The following is a 5,087-nucleotide window of genomic DNA, read 5'->3' on the forward strand; positions in this document are numbered from 1 at the left end:
GGTCAACATTGAAGAAGTTTCAGTATATCCTACTCTTTCTTGTCTTTCATACCAAGCTTGTGTTCTGAGCTGGAGAGCTTTATTGTAAACTAATCTTACACAGCCCAAAGTGCGCCGCAATAGCGACTCTTGTTCGGGTGTGGGGTAAAATCGGAACGAGTAGGCTTTTTCCATACCTCACATTTTAGCATATATTTCGTAAATGTGCTAATATTTAACAGTAAAGCCAACCTAGAACGACGGGGTTTCAGACCCAAAATTTTCGATGAGCCATTAACTTCTTGCCATTGCCGGACTAGCAAAGATACTCTAAATCGAAACCCCAGCCAGAAAAATCGGAAAAACAGCCCTAGGGTTGCTTGCGAGTGCTATAAAGGTAGATAGTCATCTCGATCGCCTACTTGTCCTAACTATGCCACGCACTCAACGTAACGATAATTTTATTGATAAATCTTTTACCGTCATGGCGGATATCATTTTAAAGATACTGCCCGCCAATAAAAAAGCCAAGGAAGCCTTTGTTTATTACCGCGATGGGATGTCTGCCCAAGCTGACGGCGAATACGCCGAAGCCCTCGATAATTACTATGAGGCTTTAACATTAGAAGAGGATCCTAACGATCGCAGTTATATCCTCTACAATATCGGCATTATCCACGCTAGTAACGGCGAGCATGAAAAGGCTCTGGAATACTACGAAGAAGCTATCCAACTTAATCCCAGAATGCCCTCCGCTTTGAATAATATCGCCGTTATTTACCATTTTCAAGGGGAAAAAGCCAGAGAAGACGGACAACAGGCCGAAGCGGAAGCACTCTACGACAAAGCGGCAGAATACTGGAAACAAGCCATCCGATTAGCCCCCAATAACTACATTGAAGCCCAAAACTGGCTGAAAATCACCGGGCGATCGGAAATTGATGTTTTCTTCTAAATTGAGGAGACAGGAGACAGAATTCAGGAGTCAGGAGATTGCTTTTATTTATTCTCCCCACTCCCTCACTCCCCCACTCCCCAATTCATCATTCATCATTCATCATTCCCCATTTCTCCCATGATCGATCGAGCTACAGTTGAAAAAATCGCCCATTTAGCCCGTTTAGAGATTAATAGCGGCGAAGAAGAACAATTTGCGGGGCAATTAAGCGGGATACTAGATTATTTCGAGCAGTTAAGCGAATTAGACACGGAAAATGTGCCACCCACCACGCGAGCGATCGAAATTCAAAATATCACTCGCGCCGATAGTAATAGACTTTATCCCGATCACGAGGTCTTAGTGCAAGAATCGCCGGCCCCAGAAGGGGATTATTTCCGGGTTCCCCGTATTCTCAACACCGACGAAGACTAAATCAGTGATCAGTGATCAGATGTGAGTTTTCAGTTTACTGTTTACTGTTTACTGATCACTGATTTAGATGCCATCTAGGGTTTTTGCTGCTATCTTGGACTAAGATCAGACCTAGCAATGGAGACATAATATAATGATCGCATCTCAAGATGTGGCACCATTTCAGCTTATTTCGACCGTAGAATCGGCAGCAACAGAATTTAGGCCTTGGGGTTCTTTCACCACCCTAGAAGAAGGTCTTGGTTATAAAATCAAGCGAATTGAAGTGAATCCGGGTCATCGTCTCAGTTTACAGATGCACTACCATCGCAGTGAACACTGGATTGTCGTTTCGGGAACGGCAAAAGTCACCTGTGGAGATAACGAAGAAATTCTCGGATCCAATCAGTCCACTTATGTGCCGCAGTGTACCGCTCACCGTCTGGAAAACCCCGGGGTGATCAAATTGGTGTTAATTGAAGTGCAAAATGGGGAATATTTAGGAGAGGATGATATAGTCCGTTTTCAGGATGATTATGCTCGTCATCAGAGCTAAGACTGTGTTTAGGGAGACAGAAGGCCAAGAAACTATATTTCCGCCCAAAAAACCTTTTTAGGTTAGTCTGCCTGACTGTCTTCCCTACCCTCAAGGCTCGTCAAGTTCTAGAAAAATTTTCTTTTCCGGCCGGGTAGCGGTTTTCTCCATGGGAGGTAAAGGCGCGGGGAGGGGGATTGATTTTGACCATGTTGTGAGCAAAGAACGGGTAAAATCAGCAGAAAAATAAACTTCCCCTAGACCCTGTGTGGGAAGCTTGAGGAAAGCTGGGTTAGGGGAAATGATTTATTCCTTTGCTGGATTAATTCCAAGATATAACTCTCATTTGTCAGGACTATAACGGCCGGATGTCAATTCTGTGACAAAGAAAAGCCGTCAGCTTTTTCTCCCCACTTCCCCACTTCCCCCCGCAACGCGCACGAAGTGGTCTCCCCTCTCCCCTCTCCCATCTCCCAACTCCCGTCCACCTATTTTCTGAGAATTCTAGAGGTACTTGTAAATATTTGTTACAACGAGACGAGGAAAAATCTGACGGCAGGGACACAAGAAAGGATTAGCGACGGGGATCAGGGATTTCAGCAGGAAATTGCATTGGGGATCAAGAGAAACTGATTGTAAAGTTTTCGATAGCTCTCGCCGATTCTTGTAATAGTTCGATACATATAACATAGATGATCAGCGATGATTGTAAATTTATATTGCGAATAGCTCATCTTCTTCGGTGTTTTCCCTATACTGGTTTTCATCAACTTTGAGCCGACGTGCAGAAAAGTTAGACCACCAAGTTTGTAAGAGGTCAGGAAGATGCAATTAACCGCAAGAAATAACTGGGGCTACGTTTCTTTAGCAATGCTAAAAAGCTTTCTTCTCTGGAGTTTCGTCCTCACTGTCTGTTTATTAGTAGTGGGATTTCCTTTAGTAGTATTAATGATGACAGTGGGAGCATTGTCGGCGATTATCTTACAGTCAGTTTTACCGATTAGTTCCGTGCTTTTAGTTGCGGGAATGATTATTGGTATTAATATTTTGGCTATCCTAATTAGTGCCGCTTTATTAACAGCAAAAGGTGTTCATCCCCATGAAGTTAGCTGGCTGCACTGGTTACACGGTGAGGTAAAAACCTCTCATCAAGCTGTTTATGCTTCTTGTCCCCTAACTTGCGGGGTAGTTCATTAAATCTGATTTTCTTACAGTGGAATTACTTACCTTTTTTCTATTTAGATTTATTTAAGTTTTCAACTGCTTTATCGGTTGACTATACAGATTCCAAGCTAGTGGAACCCGGTTTTACCGGGTTTTTTCATCGTTATTGAGCTAAAGCAGTTATCTGAATGGTGAGGTACGAAGTTTTCGTTTTGGGGAGTCGGTCGCCGGTCGTCGATATCAAATTATGAGAAAGGCTGTAACTGAATATTAGAAGATAGGGAAATAAAAGCTTTTTTGCTGTGATCGGTAAACAGTGATCAGTTAACTGAAAACTCACATCTGATCAGTGATCACTGACCGGTATAATGGGGGAGAAAACCGGAAAAAATCGATGTCTAGCCTTCCAGAAACCGATAATCCCAGCTACAAGGTCATCTTAGAGGCATTAAACCATTTAATCACCGTTGTTGCCCGTTTACGAGACCCAGAAAGCGGCTGTCCTTGGGATTTAGCTCAAACCCCGGCAACCCTGATTCCCTACGTTATCGAAGAAGCTTATGAGGTGGTAGCGGCGATTAAAAGCGGTGATAAAACTGCCATTGCCGAGGAATTAGGCGATTTACTGCTACAGGTGGTTTTACAAGCCCAAATTGCCAGTGATGAGGGTAATTTTAGCCTAGAAGAAGTGGCTAGGGGCATCACTGATAAATTAATTCGTCGTCATCCCCACGTTTTCGCAGATCTATCCCTAGAAAATCCCGAACAGGTGCGTCAAAATTGGGAGAAAATCAAAGCTGAGGAAAAAAATGACCCGACTATTAGCGGCAAATTAACCCGTTATGCCCAAACTTTACCACCCTTGATAGGGGCGATGAAAATTTCTCGGCAAGCGGCGCGAGTCGGTTTTGAGTGGGAAAATATCGCAGGAGTCTGGGAAAAATTTGGCGAAGAGTTAGCAGAATGGCAAGAGTCCCTAGAATCGGGCGATAAAGAGCATCAACAGGCAGAATTAGGCGATTTACTCTTTACTATTGTCAATCTTGCTCGCTGGTATAATTTAGACCCCAGCATCGCTTTACAAGAGACTAATCTGCGTTTTATTCAACGTTTTTCCCTAGTGGAATCTGTCGCAGAAAAGCCTCTCCATGACTATACACTAGAGGAATTAACGGTTTTCTGGCAGCAAGCGAAAGCTAAGTTAAGCTAAACGGCTTTTACTTCGGATCACCGATATAGACTCCAAAAGGGTTATAGCTATTGGATCATGCAGGTTAAGTGCCGTTTAGCTTACCTAAAATGTCGGATGAATGCCCCCGCTACATTTTTCGACAAGATACTCAGCAAAATTAACGGCAAATGAAATCCGACCAGAATATTAGCAACGGAGCATCGGTTTAATTCCACCATCTGTGGGTAAACTGTGTTATATTTAATTTAGCCAATGGTCGTGGATTGTTAGATGCTAGTCGTAGAAGCAAAGCTAAAAAACGGAACCCCAGAGCAATATCACCAGCTTGATGAAGCTATCAAAACTTCTCAGTTTGTGCGTAACTCTTGTGTTCGTTATTGGATAGAAAATAAAGGAACAACCCGCAATGATCTCCAAAAACTTTGTGCGGTACTAGCTAATAATAAAGAGACACCTTGGGTTAATAAATTAAACTCTCAAGCTCGTCAATCGGCTGCTGATAGAGCCTGGCAATCAATTACTAGGTTTTACCAGAATTGTCATGCTAAGATACTTGGGAAAAAGGGTTTTCCTCGGTTCAAAAAGCATAGCCGTTCCGTTGAGTATAAACTAACGGGCTACAAACTATCTGATGATAGACGTAAAATCAAGTTTACCGATGGTTTTAAAGCAGGAGAATTTGATTTATGGTGTAGTCAAAAAACCTTAGTTTATTATTCAGAACAACAGATTAAACGGGTAAGAGTTGTTAGACGTGCCGATGGTTATTATTGTCAGTTTTTGATTGACGTAGAACGGCAAGAATACCATAAACCAACGGGACAAATAACAGGAATTGACTTAGGGTTAAAGGAATTTTATACCGA

7 protein-coding genes are annotated in these 5,087 nt (G+C 42.7%); 6 read left to right on the forward strand and 1 reads right to left on the reverse strand.

Annotated elements, in window-relative coordinates:
* Positions 1-174: helix-turn-helix domain-containing protein (locus IM477_RS18750; protein WP_287733028.1), on the reverse strand; the 174-nt coding region annotated here is incomplete at its 3' end.
* Positions 175-412: 238 nt separating this feature from the next.
* Between IM477_RS18750 and IM477_RS18755 the strand changes: the two genes are divergently transcribed.
* The 6 genes from IM477_RS18755 to IM477_RS18780 form a co-directional block, all read left to right on the forward strand.
* Positions 413-934, forward strand: a complete 522-nt coding sequence (locus IM477_RS18755; RefSeq protein WP_002770118.1) for a photosystem I assembly protein Ycf3 — start codon at positions 413-415, stop codon at positions 932-934.
* A gap of 120 nt (positions 935-1,054) precedes the next feature.
* Entirely contained in the window at positions 1,055-1,351 is a 297-nt protein-coding gene (gatC, locus tag IM477_RS18760; protein WP_147069868.1) for an Asp-tRNA(Asn)/Glu-tRNA(Gln) amidotransferase subunit GatC, read from the forward strand.
* 133 nt (positions 1,352-1,484) lie between these two features.
* Entirely contained in the window at positions 1,485-1,886 is a 402-nt protein-coding gene (locus tag IM477_RS18765; RefSeq protein WP_287733025.1) for a phosphomannose isomerase type II C-terminal cupin domain, read from the forward strand.
* Positions 1,887-2,690: 804 nt separating this feature from the next.
* Positions 2,691-3,062 carry a hypothetical protein gene (locus IM477_RS18770; RefSeq protein ID WP_106908523.1) on the forward strand — a complete coding sequence of 124 codons (372 nt, stop codon included), beginning with the start codon at positions 2,691-2,693 and terminating at the stop codon, positions 3,060-3,062.
* A gap of 361 nt (positions 3,063-3,423) precedes the next feature.
* On the forward strand, positions 3,424-4,239 hold the full coding sequence (gene mazG / locus IM477_RS18775; protein ID WP_287733026.1) for a nucleoside triphosphate pyrophosphohydrolase: 816 nt from the start codon (positions 3,424-3,426) through the stop codon (positions 4,237-4,239).
* A 252-nt stretch (positions 4,240-4,491) separates the two neighbouring features.
* On the forward strand, positions 4,492-5,087 hold a 596-nt coding region (locus tag IM477_RS18780; RefSeq protein ID WP_287733027.1), incomplete at its 3' end, for an RNA-guided endonuclease InsQ/TnpB family protein.

The organism is Microcystis sp. M090S1 (genome assembly GCF_020246295.1).
Taxonomy (GTDB): domain Bacteria; phylum Cyanobacteriota; class Cyanobacteriia; order Cyanobacteriales; family Microcystaceae; genus Microcystis; species Microcystis aeruginosa.